A 17,593-nucleotide genomic window follows, 5' to 3' on the forward strand; every position below is an offset into this window, starting at 1 on the left:
TAATAAGTAATAAATATCTAAAAATTATGCTTCTAAAAGTTATTTTAGAAAAAAATAAGATCCATTCAATACATAATTGTTTTTCTTTGTTTGGCAATTTTAAAAATTTTATTGTGATATTTGGTCTAGCTATTTGGGCTATTATTCCGTTATTAGGTGTAGTTTTTATACTTGCATATTGCCAAATTAATATTTCCCAAAATCAAATAGTAGGAAACCAAAAACGTGTACTTAATATATTTCCCATTTTACTAGTTTTATTTACAATTACTACATATATAGCCAGCTTTGAGCCATTTCGAGATACAATTGTATATCTTGATATTTATTCTTCGCTTCAGAAAGAAACAGGGTTGACTATTCCAGATATCGAACTAGAACCAGTCTCTTTCATTTTGCCTAAATATTTGAGTGTATTGATAGGGCCTAGTCAACTAAGTTTTTTATTCCTTCAATCTTTGAGCATGAATACGGCTTTCACCGTTTTTTCTATGCTCTTTATGCCTGATTTTTATCCCTTAATCATATTAATTAATGTAACGACTCAAGGATACTATTTTCAACTATTTTGGATGAGACAAATTTATTCATGGATATTTATAATACCTGCTATCTATGTTGATAATTTTGTGATTGCTTGTCTTTGTATATATGTCGGCTATTGGACACACAAATCTTCTTTAATATATATTTTTGGCATATTACCTGGACTATTCAAGTATAAATTTATTAATGCATTAAATCTATTCAAATCGTTTTCTAAATATTTTAATAATAGATTTAGTATTATTATTTGTTTTGTCTCGATACTTTTATTTTCATCAGTAATAATGAAATCACTGCTAGATTTGACAAGTTCATTGTCATCTTTTGATGGTTCTGTATCTCAGAGAATCGATATTTATGGCGGTGGCGGTGATAATTACAGTTTTGGAGATAAGATTAAAAATCAAATACGCCCTATTCTTGATTATACTATTATCTCTATATTTATCTTGAGAACCGATCTAAGCAAAATAAATAGAGTATATGGCAAAACAAATAGAAGATATATAAGATGGATTACAACATTCTTTTTACTTTTTTTACTTTATTTCGGGTCTTTAACGTATGGATTTAATTTGAGAATTACCAGTATCTTTTTTTGCATACCTGGTTTTTTTTATATTATCGCTCTCTCTTCAGACAAACTTAATGGTGCCTATAGCTATGATACTTTTATATTTCTATTGGCAATTCTTTTCAGGATGATTTACTTTTTTGTTAGTATCACAGTTCCTCAAAGTTACCTAACTTTTTGGAATGGTGAACCGCTAACTACACCAATCAGTGAATATTTTTACCTTTTTTATCAGTTTGTATTAAACCTACTTAATCATAACTAATATGAATAATTGCCAAGTATCGATAGTGACGATATCCAAAAATAATTACCAAGGATTACAAAAAACCTTACAATCAGTCAAAGAACAAGACTATAAAATAATAGAGCATATTGTTATTGATGGAGATTCTGATGATGGAAGTAAAGAGTTTTTAGATTCATATACCCATTCTAAAAATTACATTTATTTGTCAGAATTAGATAATGGTATATCTAGCGCATTTAATAAAGGTTTGCAAAAAAGTAAGGGGGATTTAATTTTCTTCTTAAACTCTGGAGATGTATTCTTTTCCAAAACAGTGATTTCTGAAGTTGTGCAAAGCTATATGCAACATAAATGGAAATGTGCTATTGGTGTCACAGTCACTACAAGTTTTGCTGGAGAAACCATATTTTATCGTCCACCGCAACTGTCATCGAAGTTTTTAAAATACTTTATGTTTTTACCACACCAGGGTTTTTTCTGTGAAACTTCTCTACATAAGAATTACAAATACAATGAATCTCTCAAAATTTCTATGGATTACGAGTTATTTCTGCGAATGCTCAAAAATATAACAATCTTTTATTTACCTACAGTAATATCAATACGCGAACCTGGAGGTATTTCTAGCCAAACTCAAAAGAGAATTAGTGAACATTCACAAATACGTTTGATTTACGCTAATAAAATACATGAAAAATTGATAATTGGCATTTTGAATACATTAATCATGCTAAAGGGTTATCTAAAAATTGACTCACCTTTTGCATTAAAAAAGTGAATCAATTAAATAACCCTCTTCAATCACTCTAGAGAGAGTAAAATCAAGGTAAAGCCCTTGCAATTGCTACCCTTCCGTAACGCTTTGCCTACATTACACTTCGTTTCATTCGCAATGACATAATGTGAATTACTGAAGCCGTTCTACTTGTTACGGCAACGAGTACTTCTTAATACGTTAGTCACATTCAATAGTTCTTCTAGAAGTAACCACATTTTTATCAAGTTGTGAATTATGCATTTAATATATCTTTTTAGACCTAAAAATCCTAGAGTGCATCATTGTTCAGAATCTTTTTACAAAGCAATGACACTAAATACTGGTTCTGATGTAAATAGTTATTCTGTTAATTACGTGTATTACCTCAATTATCCAGAAAGCTGGTTGTTAATAAAACAGTTAGTTAGCCTAAATAATGAAGAAAAAATATCAATATTTTTCTTTTTAATTCAGTTAGATTATTTAATACTAGCTTTCATTTTAAAGACAACTAGTAAAATTTTAAATAAAAACTTAGAAATTTCTTATTTAATGCATGAGCCTAAATATGAAAAAGGAAGAATTAACCCTGTAAAAGCATATTTTGTGTTTTTGTATCATTTATTATTTGGCTATATTGCAGATAAGATACTATTGCCTAGCAATGAAGCGTTTTTAAAAGCAAAAGACTTCGTTAATAACGATAAACTTTACAAGGTAAACTTATCATTTATTTCTATCTCAGAAGATATTTTACAAAAAAAATTAGCGCAACTTAAGTTTAGTTGGGGTGATGAAAAAACTTTTTTATTGTTAGGTCGAGTTGCTAAAGATAAAAATCCTCAAGGATTTTTATCTTTAGCAAACATTATTAATAAAGATTATCCAAAACAAACCAGATTTATTCGAGCTGGAAGTGAGAGAAACGTACAAGTAAACTATGATGAAAAACTAATAATTAGATTTCCTGGTTTCATTTCAAATAGCTCAAAAAGCTTCTTACTTGGTTTGAGCCACTTTGTTGTAATTCCCTACTCATTTTCAACTCAAAGTGGTGTGGTGGCAGAGGCTTTGAGTTATGGAAAGCTTTTAATTCTTAATGATATTCCTACATTTTCATATCTAAAAGGTCTAAGTTTTGTCTTTTTTACTGATTTTAATGACGAAAGCTCAATGTCAAAATGTATCCATGATTTATTTAGTATGGACATAAATGATTACGAAACCCGCTATTGGGAAGCAATAAGATACTTCCAAGAAAATCATTCAGAAGCTTATCTTTCAAAAACCTTGCAAGAAACGCTATAAAATACATTTTTATTTTTGCTATATAAGAGTTAATACAGCCATGTATAATACATTACCTACTGTTTCTGTCGCTATCCCTGCCTACAACGAATCTGCAAAAATAGAACAAGTCGTACGTGTAATTTTAGCCAGTAATTACCCAAATATAATAGAAATATTTGTTGCTGATGGTGGGAGTAATGATGGCACTCAAGAAATAGTCAAAAACCTATCAAATGAAGACGCACGAGTTAAGTTAAGACACAATCCAGAAAAAAAACAATCGGCTGCTCTTAATTTAATGTTGTTTGAATCTATAGGTGATGTTTTTATTAGACTTGATGCCCATTCGGATTATGCACCTGACTATATTGAAAAATGTGTAGAGGCTTTGCTGAAATCAAAAGCTCTTAATGTGGGTGGAGCACAGCGTTTTGTTGCACAAACTTCTTTCCAAGCTGGTGTTGCCCTTGCATCAAAAAGTTTTCTTGGTAATGGTGGAGCTAAATATAGAAATTCTAACTATACAGGTTATGCTGATACAGTTTATTTAGGGTGTTTCTGGAAAAAGACTTTACTAGAGTTACAAGGATATAATGTCAACTCAACTCCTAATGAAGATTTTGAATTGAATTTGAGATTAAAAAATGTATTTGATACAAGACAAATTACTAATCAAGATGCGGGATTAAATGAAAGACTACTTGATAAAAATGCACAAGCAATCTACATAGACTGCAAAATTCGCGTCTGGTACTACCCTCGAAAAAGCTGGAATTCCTTGCTTATTCAATATTTAAATTATGGTAGAGGTCGCTATTTAACAAGTACAAAACACAACATACAATTCCAGTTGAGAGGTTTGCTACCTTTTATATTTATATCTACTGTAATTTTACTGCTGATTGTTGATTTACTATTTCCTAAGCTGGGTCTGCCGATAGAATTATTAATTATAATAGGTTTAATTTTACCTTTTTTGGAGAGTCTACGAGTTACTTGGCAATACTGGGAAAGCTTTAATTCGGAAATTTGGCGAGGTATGGAAGATAAAGTTCCGTCATTCTTTAGCCGTTGGTTTTTGTGCGGAATTACTTTATTGAGTATGCCACTTGCTCATTTTTCTGGCTATGGGTATCAATTATTTCGCCACAAAATTTTGAAATTGAGTAATTGGTGATTAATATTTAGGAGGTTTAATTATGCTATTAAATATCAATTAGTAGCAACGACTAATTAAATTGCAATCTATGTAGATTGGGTTGAGACACAAAGACTAGTAGTCTGTCAGGGTTGTCAATTCAAAGCTGACAGACCACTAGGGAGCATCCCGGTTTTTATTTCACATCAAAAGAATAATATTGTCATTGCAAGGAGGAACGACGAAGCAATCCCACAATCTTCAATATTAACAAGTTGATGGGATTGCCACATTCCACTTTGTTGCGCTCGCAATGACAAGCAAAAAAGTGGGATGCTCCTCAAAGACTACATCTAGATGCATTACGCAATCACTAACTCATCCTAAACTTATACAATTTTATACACCTTTACTTCATAAGGATTTAAACGAGTACTAAAACTTGCATTAGGAAATAGATTATTAATAGTTTTTTCATTAAAAGTAACTACTTTACCAGCTAAACTTTGAGCCAGTTTTACTACGAAATTTATTTGGGTCGAAGTGTGATTAACAGCTATAATTAAATATTTTGTAGTATTAGGAATAGGGAATAATTTAACTTCTATATTTGAGTTATTCACTTGTACTGGATTACTTAAATCTTCTCCCCCAACGATTGCAGGAATGTAATCTCGGAATTCTTTAATAGTAGGATACAAAACTGACTCATTCCAGGAAGGTGAAGAGAGATAGTGTATCCAAAATAGCAACCCATCAGCCCCTGTAAGGACTGATAAATAAAACATATAGCGAAATTCTAACTTTGTTGGTAATCGAAAATCAGTCTGATTTCCGCTATAAGCTTGTATTACGTTCCAAAACTTTTTGTTTTTAACATTAGCAAGGGAAATGACATCGTAGAGTGCTTTTCGGTAAAATGATACCCATTGAAATTCTCCAACACCGTATTTACAAGGATAACAATCCCACATCAGTATATCCATTGCATCGCTGTAAGGTTCAATTTTTTCTATTTTGTGAAAAACTAATGCCACTGGCTTTGATTTATCTTCTTCCTTAATAGCTTTGTATACCTTTTTTAACAAATTTGGAGAAATTGGTCTAGGTTGTTTCATTTCTGGTTCATCATAAAGATACCAAGCATAAACGGAGGGATGGTTTTTATAAGTACGAATAAAGTCTTTCACTCCTGAAATATTTTCTGATTTGATTAAATTACGAGGAATCTCAAGCAGAATTTTTATTGGTGTTTTTTTAGAAGCATCTAAAAATGCCTGGATTTTTGCATTGCTCTCTTTTTCAACATAGGGCATTAATAAGTCAATTCCTTTAGAAGATACTTTGATTGGTACATCTATATTATTGATATTGTCATACCATCCTAAGAAAAAGGGTAAACTTCGTTTCCGATTAGTTAAATATTTATTAGGATTTAAACTTACAAGTATGCTGCTAGTACTAGCTACTACAAAACCAGGAATTAAAGCTATAAATTTACGTCGCGTTATCATTATCAAATATTAAATTTAAGAACAAGCTTAATTAAACATCACATTGATTGATTTGGCAATATTTGGTATTATCTATAAACCATTGCAACTTATTCAAGGACGTTTGAGTACCTATCTCATCCCTCAGTAGCGATGTAAGCAAACGTTTGTCCGCGATAAAACTGGTCACGTCCACCTTTGGTGATATATGCTGGTTCTATGAAAATCATTGGCAATATTTATAATTCTAAATATCTTGTAACAGTTTCACTGCGTTAGCATTTTTTGTAGTGAATTTGAAGCGACCTACCACTAACAGTTATGCTTTCTTTAGTCACTGCCCCTTTTTAAGAAGGGACATTAATATAAAAGTATAAATTTATAAATTTATCTTTAGTGTCGTCGTAGTGGTGGGCTTCACTGTTGTATACCAGAGTTGGTATTTGAAGTCTAGTCTTTGCTCACTTGACAACGGTGCTGATATTTTCTTTGGAAGCGCATTTGCCGAAGTGACAGCAAAAATAATTGCGATCGCAGATAAGTTAGCATTGAACAATAGTTAAATTTAAAACTTTTATTTTTGGTATTTACCCTGAATGTAACTACTGACTATTTGCAGATTAAACCACCACAAATTAAGAATTACTTCCCGTGTAGTGTCAGTTGGTAATATAAATTTCTCAGTAGTAAAAATAACTTAAAATTGACTAATAACTACTAGCCGACGACTAAGTATATTATTTAATTTATTCGTAGCAAATTCTCTGCGTGTCTTTGCACTTAGTCTCTGCACCCCTACCATGCTGCAAGGCGAAGCGCATCTGCGTTTAAATAAAAGAGAAATCAGTAGGCATTTCCCAACCTACTACTTAGTTACAAAACTTAGACTTAATCTCAGACAAACTGGAGTATACACTTTTAAGACTGGAGACATTTAAGATACAGGTTCTACATACTTCTTAATAAATCCGCCTTGAGAACGCAAAACGTTCTAATCTAAAAGCTAACTGGGTTAATTTACTGGCAGTTTTGCAGGCAACACTCTCAAGCTCATAAAGCATAGACACACCGATGTGTCAAGCCTCAAAACAATCCAGACTTAACATATAAACGCTTATGATGGGAGTTTTAGAAATCCGATGAGTGTTAAGGCGAGTGGTGGAAGCTCGGTTGCGCGTCCGCAACTATATCAAACCCTAACTGTATCCACAATTACCCAAGCGGAGCAGCAAGACCGCTTCTTGGCAAATGGTGAACTAAACGAACTAGCAAGCTATTTTGCATCTGGCGCAAAGCGTCTACAAATTTCTCAGACGCTGACGGACAATGCCGAGATTATTGTGTCTCGCGCTGCCAACCGCATTTTTGTTGGTGGTTCGCCAATGGCTTTTTTAGAAAAGCCCAGAGAAGTAGAAATAGTACCTGTTAGTGCTGGTGCTAATGTTCAACAAGGGATGCAACTGGGAACTGTAACCTACGTTGAAAGTCGTGGTGGGTTCCTAGAAAATTTACGCTCAATATTTAACTCATCCCCCAGTGGCCCGACACCTCCAGGTTTCAGACCAATTAACATTGCTCGATACGGCCCAAGCAACATGGCCAAGAGCTTGCGGGATTTATCCTGGTTCTTGCGCTACGCTACTTATGCGATCGTTGCTGGCGACCCCAACATCATAGCGGTGAATACAAGGGGTTTGCGGGAAATCATTGAAAATGCCTGCTCTGGAGAAGCAACGCTAGTAGCTTTACAGGAAATCAAAGCCGGAGCACTTTCATTTTTCCGCAACGATGCTGAGGCGACAGAAATTGTGTCTCAGTATATGGATGTTTTGTTAACAGAATTCAAAGCAGCCACACCTTCAAATAAATTGCGCCAACGCCCCTCTAGCGACCAGCAAGGGTTACAACTGCCGCAAATCTACTTCAATGCCTCAGAACGTCGTCCCAAGTTTGTGATGAAGACTGGGTTATCAAGTAGCGAAAAAAATGAGGTAATCAAGGCCACATATCGACAAATCTTTGAGCGCGACATTAGCCGTGCTTATAGCTTGTCCATATCTGACCTAGAATCCAAGGTGAAGAATGGCGACATCTCTATGAAAGAGTTTGTCCGTCGTTTAGCTAAATCTCCTCTTTACCAAAAACAGTTTTACCAGCCTTTTATTAACAGCCGAGTCATCGAATTAGCTTTCCGTCACATTTTAGGACGGGGGCCAAGTAGCCGCGAAGAAGTACAAAAATACTTCTCGATTATTTCTAATGGTGGTCTACCAGCCTTAGTAGATGCCTTAGTAGATTCTGCTGAATACGGCGACTATTTTGGTGAAGAAACAGTACCCTACCTGCGGGGTCTGGGTCAAGAAGCACAAGAATGTCGCAACTGGGGACCGCAGCAAGACCTGTTTAACTACAGTGCGCCTTTCCGCAAGATACCTCAGTTCCTCACCACATTTGCAGCTTACGAGCAACCGCTACCAGATCAACATCCTTACGGTTCTGGTAATGACCCCTTGGAAATTCAGTTTGGGGCGATTTTCCCGAAAGAAACTCGCAACCCCAGTACCAATCCGGCTCCTTTTAGTAAGGATACCAAGCGCATCCTGATTCACCAAGGAGCAGGGATTAATAACCAAAATAGTAATCCCAGAGCGCGAGGTGCAGCTCCTGGTACCCTTGGACCCAAGGTGTTCAAGCTAGATCAGCTACCTGGTACTATTGGTAGAAAGGCTGCCAAAGGTTCTAGTGTTAGATTCTCCGAAAGCTCCACGCAAGCAGTGATTAAAGCTGCTTACCTGCAAGTTTTCGGTCGCGATCTTTACGAAGGTCAGCGCCCGAAGGTATTGGAAATCAAGCTGGAAAACGGCGATATCTCGGTACGGGAATTTATTCGTGCTTTAGCTAAGTCGGATGTATTCCGCAATCTGTACTGGTCATCGCTGTATGTTTGTAAAGCGATCGAGTATATTCACCGTCGCTTGTTGGGTCGTCCGACTTATGGTCGTCAAGAAATCAACAAGTACTTTGATATTGCTTCGAAACAGGGCTTTTACGCGGTGGTTGATGCCATTATTAACAGCGTAGAATACAGCGAAGCCTTTGGTGAAGATACAATTCCTTACGAACGGTATCTGACTCCTGGTGGTGTAGCCGGGCGACAATTACGTGTTGGTAGCATTCGTGATGATATTGCCGCGAAAGTCCAGAAAGAGGTAACACCAAGCTTTGTGACACTGGGTACAGTGACAGAAAAGCGGTCAGAACCAGATATTCAGTTCCGCATTAACCAAGGTGTCAGCAAGCAACGGGAACAGACCAAAATCTTCAAGCTGGTGGCCAATACCAGTGACAAAGTTGCAGTCAAAACTTTGATTAGCGCTGCCTATCGTCAGATATTTGAGCGGGATATTGCACCCTACATCGCCAAAAACGAATTTACCAAATGGGAAAGCAAGCTGGGGAATGGCGAAATTAGTGTGAAGGAATTTATTGAAGGTTTGGGTTACTCTAACCTCTACCTGAAAGAGTTTTACACACCTTACCCCAACACCAAAGTGATTGAGTTGGGAACCAAACACTTCTTGGGACGTGCGCCACTAGACCAAGCAGAAATCCGCAAGTATAACCAGATTTTGGCTACTCAAGGTATTCGTGCCTTTATTGGTGCTTTGGTAGATAGTGTGGAATATAACCAAGTATTTGGTGAAGATACGGTTCCTTACCGTCGCTTCCCGACCCTACCTGCGGCAAACTTCCCGAATACGGAGAAGCTTTACAACCAGCTTACCAAGCAAAACGATGACGTGGTTGTACCAAGCTTTAAGCCAGTACAAGCCCGTGTCGGAGTTAGTAACGATACACCGCTTGTGCTACAGGCGATCGCAGATATCGCAGCACAAACAAATGGTCAGCCATCCTTTGCTGAACTGGGCCGTTCCTACAACGATGCTAGTGGACAAACCGTGGAAATAGGTGTGCGTAAACATGCGCGCATTTACCGTCTAACAGAAAACACCAACCAAGACGAAAAACAACAGGCAATCAACGCCATTTATCGTCAAGTATTGGATGTATTTAGTGGTGAAGTGCCTGAGAATTTCCGTCGCACTGATTTAGATAGCAAACTTCAAAATGGTGAAATTACCGTCCGGGAGTTTGTGCGTGAACTAGCTAGTTCCCAAATCTATCGCCAGCGCTTCTTATCACCTTATCCTCATGCCAAGGTCATTGAGTTCCTCTTCCGTCATCTGTTGGGGCGTACACCCGCAACTCAGGAAGAAATTGACCAATATAACAAGCTGCTAGTCGATAGTGGTTTGTCAGCTGCTGTAGAAGCAATAGTCGAAAGTCCAGAATATAACCGCTACTTTGGTGAAGATGTTGTACCTTACAACCGCTTCCCATCTTTGCCAGTAGGTAACTACCTCGGCAGTGTCGCGGTTGATTAAGGAGTAGGGAGTAGGGAATTAGGGAATAGGGTACAGATTATTTACTGTTCTCTGTCCCCTGTAACCTTTCCCCTGTCCCCTTCTTAACCTTTTGTAATACCGCTCTCAGATTGCAGTTAAAACAGTAAATTCTGAAAAGCAATATTACAAAGTATTAAGAGCAGTCATAAATGCTCAACAGAATGCCGGAAAATGTTTTGCGGAAGGTAACTGAGTTTGAAAGCTTGTGTACTTATGTTGACTCAAGCAAACTCGTAATTTTTTAGCCGTAGCAGTTGTGAAACTGTTGTGTCTAAAAGAACGAAAAAACAAACTCAGTAAACCAAACTCAAAGTCGCACCAGTTTAATTAAATCCTGGTTTCATTCGTATTGGAGGAATCCATTAATGAGTATTGTCACGAAAGCTATCGTGAATGCTGATGCAGAAGCCCGCTACCTCAGCCCTGGTGAGTTAGATCGGATCAAGTCCTTTGTTGCAAGTGGTGAGCGCCGTGTGCGGATTGCTCAAGTTTTGTCAGAAAATCGCGAACGGCTCGTTAAGCAAGCTGGCGATCAACTGTTCCAAAAGCGTCCTGATGTTGTGTCTCCTGGTGGTAACGCTTACGGTCAAGAACTGACTGCTACTTGTCTGCGCGACCTAGATTATTACCTCCGCCTCGTTACCTACGGTATCGTTGCTGGTGATGTCACCCCCATCGAAGAAATTGGTGTTATTGGTGCCCGTGAACTGTACAAGTCCTTGGGAACTCCTATCGATGGTGTTGCTGAAGGTATCCGTGGGCTGAAGAATGGAGCTTCGGCATTGCTCTCTGGTGATGACGCTAGTGAAGCTAGTGGCTACTTCGACTACTTAGTTGGCGCTCTTCTAGGATAGGGTGAAGCTGTTTACCTACTGATATTGCAATACGGTTGGAAATAAGGAATTAACAACATGGCTCAAGACGCAATTACCGCTGTCATTAACTCCGCAGACGTTCAAGGTAAATACCTAGACTCTTCTGCTTTACAAAAGCTAAAAGGCTACTTCGCCACTGGCGAACTGCGAGTACGTGCTGCTAGCACCATCAGCGCTAACGCTGCTGCGATCGTCAAAGAAGCTGTAGCAAAATCTTTGCTATACTCTGACATCACCCGTCCAGGCGGCAATATGTACACCACTCGCCGCTATGCTGCTTGCATCCGCGATTTGGACTACTACCTCCGCTATGCTACCTATGCCATGTTGGCTGGCGATCCTTCCATCCTAGATGAGCGTGTGCTCAATGGTTTGAAGGAAACCTACAACTCCTTGGGCGTTCCCGTCGGTGCTACCGTACAAGCTATCCAAGCAATCAAAGAAGTAACCGCCAGTTTGGTAGGTTCTGATGCTGGTAAGGAAATGGGCGTTTACTTAGACTATATCTCCTCTGGCTTAAGCTAAGAACTAGTTTGCGCTTAAGAATTTAGGTGCGGCTTTATTAAGGTCTGGAAATCAACCGTGAGTGCTAGAACGTTATATTGCTTATCTTGGTAAATTATCAGTGATGAGTGTTGGTGGTCTAGTATTGATGTTTGATTTCCAGCCTTTGAATGATTAAAAGATTTGCACTCAAAATTTTGAAATAAAAAAGTTTTCACAAGGTATAAAGGAGATTTTCAAAATATGTCCCGTTTGTTTAAAATTACTGCTCTAGTTCCCAGCCAAACCCGAGTTCGTACCCAACGCGAACTGCAAAATACTTACTTCACTAAGCTAGTTCCTTATGAAAACTGGTTCCGCGAACAGCAACGTATTCAAAAAGCGGGTGGCACAATTATCAAGGTGGAACTGGCAACTGGTAAGCAAGGCGCTAATACTGGCTTGTCGTAATCTGTAAATAGAATATTATTTTAGGGAATTGGTAAGAGGTCGGTAAAGACCTCTTTTTTGTTGAGAATTGATAGGATAAAAAATCTGTTAATTAAGTCATATAGAAACAAGGTAATCTTAATCAAGCTTGTTAACGTTTCTAAAGTACTTCTTCCACTCAGCATCTAGGGCAACTTCGTACTGATAACCTAGTTCTTGGCCACTTCCGTACCTAACAAGATTGACCCCCTGCATACTTGATAGTCCTTCAATACGGTTCGGATAAGCATTTTTCACTTTCCTTGTGGTCTGGGGAATGGGTTTGCGGGTAAAGGGTAAAGGATGTATTCAAAACCTTTCCCCTTTCCCCTTTCCCCTTTAACCGAACCGTATTGGATAGTCCTTTAGTAGATAGCTATCTTTTAAAGAACTATCAAGACTCACAACCTCATCGAGCCTTATTAATACAGTAGGGCAGTTTCAAAAGAAATGTTGAGTATAAGCATTAGAGTATTTAGGATATTGAGGAAGAGCTAACCTGGGCAAGAAACTGAGTTCTGGATTGAAATTCCTCTATTTATAAACAAACAAGCACTTAATTGCGTGAAATGATTTAGTTTAATTAATTAAATACTTTCAGCCAATTTTTGAGCGATCGCTCTTAACTAGAGAAATTCTGATTTTTTAGTATAAAAAGTTACTTTATTACTAAGTAGCAAGGTTACAATTTGTCAGAAGTATTGAACTAGTGGTCTATTGAAGTTAACAACTCTAAGATTTATGGTTGTCAAGCCTACTTATGAGTTATAAGTTATGATTTATGAGTTTTATTTTTAACTCCTAATTTCTAACTTTTTACCTGTACCAATCGTGAATCTACGCCGCCTGATTCCAATTTTTGATAGTTCAGTCTCCAACTGGGCATTAGAAGCGCGGTTGTTGCGCTGGTTAACGTTGATTTGGCTGTTCGTCGGCTTAGTGATGCTATTTTCAGCATCTTATCCTGTCGCTGATGGTCGTTATGATGATGGGTTGTACTACTTTAAGCGTCAACTGCTTTGGGTCTTAGTTTCCTTAATCGGATTCAATATTATTGTTAATTCGCCGTTGCAGAAAATTTTGGGATTATCCCATTGGTTTTTGTTGCTGTTTTTGGGGTTAATTTTTGTCACACTGATCCCAGGATTGGGAAAAAAGGCTTTTGATGCAGCGCGTTGGATTGCGATCGGGCCAATTCCGATTCAACCTTCAGAACTAATTAAACCCTTTTTGGTGTTGCAAAGTGCGCGGCTTTTTGGTCAATGGGAACGAATTAGTTGGCGGGTTCGCTTCGCTTGGTTGGGCGTTTTTGGTTTGGTACTTTTAGGAATTCTTGCCCAGCCTAACTTGAGTACAACGGCACTTTGCGGCATGACTATCTGGCTAATTGCTTTAGCAGCAGGCTTATCTTACAAGTACCTGGGAGGAACAGCAATTGGTGGAGTAATGTTGGCATTACTCAGTATTAGTATTAAAGAGTATCAGCGTAAGCGGGTGATGTCATTCCTCAATCCTTGGGCTGATGCTACAGGAGATGGCTACCAGTTGGTGCAAAGTCTACTAGCTGTGGGTTCTGGTAAAACTTGGGGAGCTGGATATGGGCTTTCTCAACAAAAGCTATTTTATTTACCAATTCAAGATACCGATTTTATTTTTGCAGTGTTCGCTGAAGAATTTGGCTTTGTTGGCAGTATGGTGTTGTTGGTACTTTTAGCTACATTCGCTACCCTCGGATTAGTTGTGGCGCTAAAGGCTAAAAATATAGTACATAGATTAGTCGCGATCGGTGTGACGACTTTGATGGTGGGACAATCATTGCTCCACATCGGTGTTGCTACAGGTTCTCTACCGACTACTGGTTTACCTTTACCCATGTTTAGTTATGGTGGTAATTCTATGATTGCCAGCTTAATAGCTGCTGGGTTGTTGGTTCGGGTAGCACGCGAGAGTAGTGAAGCTGAGGTAGTACCGTTGCGAAAACCTCTGCTTGAAAATGGGCGCAGACGCCGAACTTTTCATAAAACCAGGAATTGAGCTAGCAAAAGCCACAACAGACAAAGTTTTATGCTCTTTGCAGGAATTGAATAGATTATGGAAGACTTAAAACAAGCAATAATCAGCTACTCCAGTACAGACCTCGAACAGCGTAAACATTGGTATTCTCCGGCAGCAGAAGCTTACAATCAGGCAAGACCACGTTATCCTCAAGATTTGATTCACCAAGTTGTGGAACTTGCCCAACTCTCCACTAACTCAAAAATTCTGGAAGTGGGATGTGGCCCTGGAACTGCAACAGTAGGCATCGCTCAATTGGGTTGCTCTATAATCTGCTTAGAACCCAATCCAGATTTTTTCCGGTTAGCTCAACAGAATTGTCAGCCGTATACCAATGTAGAGATACAGAACACATCCTTTGAAGAGTGGGAACTCAAGGCACTTGAATTTGATGCCGTTTTAGCAGCGAGTTCTTTTCATTGGATATCACCAGAAGTTGGATATCCAAAAGCAGCAAATGCCCTAAAAGAAAATGGCAACCTAATTTTATTGTGGAATAAGGAACTTCAACCCAGCTACGAAATATACCAAAGTTTATCGCAAGTCTATCAACTACATACTCCATCTCTTGACCGATATGAAGACCAAAAAACTCAAGAATATATCTTGAGACAATTAGGAAATATGGCCATTGATTCGGGGCAATTCCAAAAGTTGAGAACAGGACAAGTTATATCAGATTTAACCTACACTGTGGATAAATATTTAACACTTTTGAACACTTACTCGCCATACATAAAATTAGATTTAGAAACTAAAGAATCTTTATTTTTAGGATTGAGGCGTTGTATAGAAGATGATTTTGGAGGCAGTCTGCAACTTTCATATATCTCTGCTTTTCATATTGCCCAAAAAGTTACCTCTGAGGTAAGGGAGCCTTAAATGGGCTATTGCTAGGTGGCAGAGTAGGTGGAATTGGGTTAATGCCAGGTATAGGAGTAGGCTCTACTTTTTTGAGGACTGTGATTGCAAATCCTCTTTGCTGGGGTTGTTGCTTACCAGATAGATCATTGACTAGCAGTCCGATTTGAGCGGGGAAGGCTTGATTGACTGGAAACTTCGTTGAACCAATTGCTGGAACGTCATTGCCGTATGGTAGAAGTTTAACCTGAATATTTTCTCCCTCTACTCTCCAACTCAGAATAGCAGATGTTCCTTCATCGAGAACCAAGTTTGGTTGTTCACTACCGTTGATTTTGAAATAGACAATCTTAAATGGTTTGGGTAATATTTGAATTTTGGATTCAGTTTTTTTAGAACTAGTTTTGTCGCTTCCATTGTTAGAAACAGCTTTAATTTCAAATGCAAAATTTCCCACTTTATTGGCTAATAAAGGAAGATTTTTACATTGCAGTTGTTGATTTTGTTGTATACATAGTTTTTTTAGTTTAGGGTCTGTAATATTGCCTTGATTAAATTTGTAAGTAACTGGTTCACCATAAGATGTACCATCATCTGCATTGCCAACAACCTGTAGTTGTGACAGCAATAATGGACGTGCAATTGTCCAACTAAAAAGAATATTTTCGCCTTTTGTATACTGTGGCTTATCTAGCTGAAAAGCAATTACTGATGCAATTGGTTTTTCCGCAATTTCTACCTGGGTAGTTTGCGTTGCTAATTGGTTATTTCGGGAAAATATTTGTATACCATTGCGATAAAAGGCTTGTAACTCAAAAGTGTAATTACCTTTTGTTTTCACTCCAGTTTTTACGTTGCTACAAATTAACTCTTGTTTATCTTGTACCTGGCAGGGAGGAATTTCATTAGCACTTCCTTTACCCAGTGTTTCAGGAATGTCATTGCTAAAGTCATAAGTAATAGGCTGAATAGGTTGGGAACCTTTAGCCGTCAAAACTAACTTTTTTAACTGTTTATATTGATGAATTTCCCAGTTTAAAGCTACCTCATCACCTTCAGTAATTTGAGAGTCATTTGCACTAAAATTTTCTAATCTCAAAGGTTCGGGGTTTAAAATTCGCCAAATGATAAATCCTATCCCTCCCAATAATCCCAAAATTGCCAAAATTAACAGAAGAAATTGCCACCAAGGACGGGGTTTCCATATCAAAGTTCCTTGAGGCAGTGTGTTCGGTAGAGGTAAATTTTGTTGGTCTTTGATATCGAGTTGAAAGTTGACCACTAGCCCTGCACCAAACCACGGTTGTCGCCACCAAGGTTTGGGTTTTACGGTCAAATTAGTCACAGCACTTCTATTAGGTAATAATCTAACTTCAGTCGGATCAAATTTGTAAGTATATAGTTCTTCTTCGTCTCGACTTTTTAAGTTTAATATCAGTTCACGGACAATATTGCCCTGGTTAGCTAGTGATAATTCGTACTTACCAAGACTACGGATAACTTGTCCTAAGATGGTATTAAATTCTACATCTAAGCGATAATTTGTCGGAATTTGGATATACACCAAATCCAGCAGTACTAAATCTGGAGAGTTTTCTGAATACAAGCGGATTGTCGGCGAATAGCTTCCCGCAAGAGTATCCCCAGGTGGGTGAAATTTTAACAATATTTGACCTTGCGTACCAGGATTGAGTTCTAGTGCAGTCACGTCAGACACTAATCCTGGCCCCTCAAATCCAGTTGCAGGATACTTAATTGTGAACCAATCATCGTCTAAATCTGTGCAACTCAAGCGGAATCTATCTACGCGATTAGAGCGATTATCAACTATCACCTCGACTTGCAAAGGCTCACTAAAATTGAAAATCAGCTGCTTGTTGGGGTTGGTGTTAGGTCTAATGAAAAATGTCGGGTCGTTCACCCGAATTGCGGTCTGTTCTTTTTGCAGAACCTTTATTTCGTTTCGGAACGTTATGGGAGTGTCTTGAGGATAATGTAGAGGAGAATCTACGACTAGTGTATAGTCATAGGTTCCTGCGGTTTCTACGAGAGCATTTGCGGCGATTTGAAACTCAAATCTTACTTCGTCACTATTTTGCCCTGGAGCTAATGCTAAACTTTCTCTCGGAGAACTAGACCAACCAGTTAAATTTTGAAATACTTCGTCAAAAACAAAATATAAGTCAATAACCGCACTTTGATTTCCCTGATTAATTACAACAATATAGAGTTCAATCGTATCTCCTGGCATCCCAAATTGAATTCCAGGTGGGTTGATAATAACTTGCAGTGGATTGAATTTAGCTTGCATGTCAT

Annotated in this window: 11 protein-coding genes and 1 pseudogene; 10 read left to right on the forward strand and 2 right to left on the reverse strand. The window is 37.9% G+C overall.

The window, feature by feature from the left end:
* The first annotated feature begins 26 nt into the window (after positions 1 to 26).
* From RMY27_RS00115 to RMY27_RS00130, 4 genes are all read left to right on the forward strand, one after another.
* On the forward strand, positions 27 to 1,385 hold the full coding sequence (locus tag RMY27_RS00115; RefSeq protein WP_322659330.1) for a hypothetical protein: 1,359 nt from the start codon (positions 27 to 29) through the stop codon (positions 1,383 to 1,385).
* A 25-nt stretch (positions 1,386 to 1,410) separates the two neighbouring features.
* Complete coding sequence (locus RMY27_RS00120; protein WP_322659332.1) at positions 1,411 to 2,148, forward strand: glycosyltransferase family 2 protein; 738 nt, start codon at positions 1,411 to 1,413, stop codon at positions 2,146 to 2,148.
* 234 nt (positions 2,149 to 2,382) lie between these two features.
* On the forward strand, positions 2,383 to 3,435 hold the full coding sequence (locus RMY27_RS00125; RefSeq protein WP_322659334.1) for a glycosyltransferase: 1,053 nt from the start codon (positions 2,383 to 2,385) through the stop codon (positions 3,433 to 3,435).
* A 40-nt stretch (positions 3,436 to 3,475) separates the two neighbouring features.
* Positions 3,476 to 4,594 (forward strand): glycosyltransferase family 2 protein, encoded by a 1,119-nt coding sequence (locus RMY27_RS00130; RefSeq protein ID WP_322659336.1) that lies wholly within the window; start codon positions 3,476 to 3,478, stop codon positions 4,592 to 4,594.
* 350 nt (positions 4,595 to 4,944) lie between these two features.
* Here RMY27_RS00130 and RMY27_RS00135 read toward each other — a convergent pair whose 3' ends face one another.
* Complete coding sequence (locus RMY27_RS00135) at positions 4,945 to 6,069, reverse strand: glycoside hydrolase family 2 TIM barrel-domain containing protein (protein WP_322659338.1); 1,125 nt, start codon at positions 6,067 to 6,069, stop codon at positions 4,945 to 4,947.
* 1,118 nt (positions 6,070 to 7,187) lie between these two features.
* Between RMY27_RS00135 and RMY27_RS00140 the strand changes: the two are divergent.
* From RMY27_RS00140 to RMY27_RS00165, 6 genes and pseudogenes are all read left to right on the forward strand, one after another.
* Positions 7,188 to 10,481: pseudogene (locus tag RMY27_RS00140) on the forward strand (phycobilisome rod-core linker polypeptide); the annotation flags it as partial.
* 398 nt (positions 10,482 to 10,879) lie between these two features.
* Positions 10,880 to 11,368: an allophycocyanin subunit alpha gene (gene apcA, locus RMY27_RS00145; protein WP_322659342.1), complete on the forward strand. Its 489-nt coding sequence runs from the start codon at positions 10,880 to 10,882 to the stop codon at positions 11,366 to 11,368.
* 57 nt (positions 11,369 to 11,425) lie between these two features.
* Positions 11,426 to 11,914, forward strand: coding sequence for an allophycocyanin subunit beta (gene apcB, locus RMY27_RS00150; protein WP_100899351.1), 489 nt, complete (start codon positions 11,426 to 11,428; stop codon positions 11,912 to 11,914).
* 222 nt (positions 11,915 to 12,136) lie between these two features.
* Entirely contained in the window at positions 12,137 to 12,343 is a 207-nt protein-coding gene (locus RMY27_RS00155; RefSeq protein WP_322659343.1) for a phycobilisome linker polypeptide, read from the forward strand.
* An 849-nt stretch (positions 12,344 to 13,192) separates the two neighbouring features.
* A complete protein-coding gene (locus tag RMY27_RS00160; RefSeq protein ID WP_322659345.1) occupies positions 13,193 to 14,395 on the forward strand; it encodes an FtsW/RodA/SpoVE family cell cycle protein in 1,203 nt (400 codons plus the stop codon).
* A 57-nt stretch (positions 14,396 to 14,452) separates the two neighbouring features.
* A complete protein-coding gene (locus tag RMY27_RS00165; protein ID WP_322659346.1) occupies positions 14,453 to 15,298 on the forward strand; it encodes a class I SAM-dependent methyltransferase in 846 nt (281 codons plus the stop codon).
* Here RMY27_RS00165 and RMY27_RS00170 read toward each other — a convergent pair.
* Entirely contained in the window at positions 15,273 to 17,588 is a 2,316-nt protein-coding gene (locus tag RMY27_RS00170; protein WP_322659348.1) for a hypothetical protein, read from the reverse strand. The genes RMY27_RS00165 and RMY27_RS00170 overlap by 26 nt on opposite strands.
* Positions 17,589 to 17,593 lie beyond the last annotated feature (5 nt).

It is taken from the genome of Nostoc sp. DedQUE09 (assembly GCF_034530915.1).
In the GTDB taxonomy this organism is placed as follows: domain Bacteria; phylum Cyanobacteriota; class Cyanobacteriia; order Cyanobacteriales; family Nostocaceae; genus Nostoc.